The following is a 492-nucleotide window of genomic DNA, read 5'->3' as shown; positions in this document are numbered from 1 at the left end:
GCGTCGGCAGTTTCTTTTCGCTTCTCGTTTTGTTTTTGTTGCTTATCCTTCTGGTCGCGGTAGCCGTACGCATTGTCTAGGGCACGCTTCGCATCGTACAACCGCGACTTGTCCGCCCCCTGAAGATCGCGCCCCTTTCGATTGATGAAGCCGTTCAGCTTTGAGCTTGCTTCACCGAAATCTGTAGAGTGCTGTTTGAGCTGGCGGGCTATCTCAGATGGGCTCTGTGTGAACGTTCCTTTCGGAATTTCGGAGCCTGCACGTCGGCCTTTGCCGCGATAGCTGTCTTCCATGCGCTTTCGCCACGTACGATCCTGATCCTGTTTAGGTGGATCGGTGACCTGATGCTCGGCCAGCAACCGATGTGCTGCGTCCATATCTCTTCCTTATAGTTACCCTACACTATAAAATTGGCCTCAATTCAGCGTACCCACAATGGTGAATCCGATGTTAGCTAGCGAGGGGTCGGGTGTGTTTGGCCCGTCCACTTCT

The 492-nt window shown here is 53.3% G+C and carries 1 protein-coding gene; it reads right to left on the bottom strand.

Features of this window, described 5'->3' with window-relative positions; all coding sequences use genetic code 11:
* Nucleotides 1–377 (bottom strand): hypothetical protein (locus AC1RPJ_RS07765; protein WP_481762842.1); only part of this gene is annotated, 377 nt, incomplete at its 3' end.
* Between the last annotated feature and the right edge of the window lie 115 nt (nucleotides 378–492).

It is taken from the genome of Dellaglioa sp. CoH-57-MRSF-17 (assembly GCF_056782015.1).
Note: the sequence above shows the minus strand (reverse complement) of the source record. Positions and strands in the feature narration are given on the sequence as shown.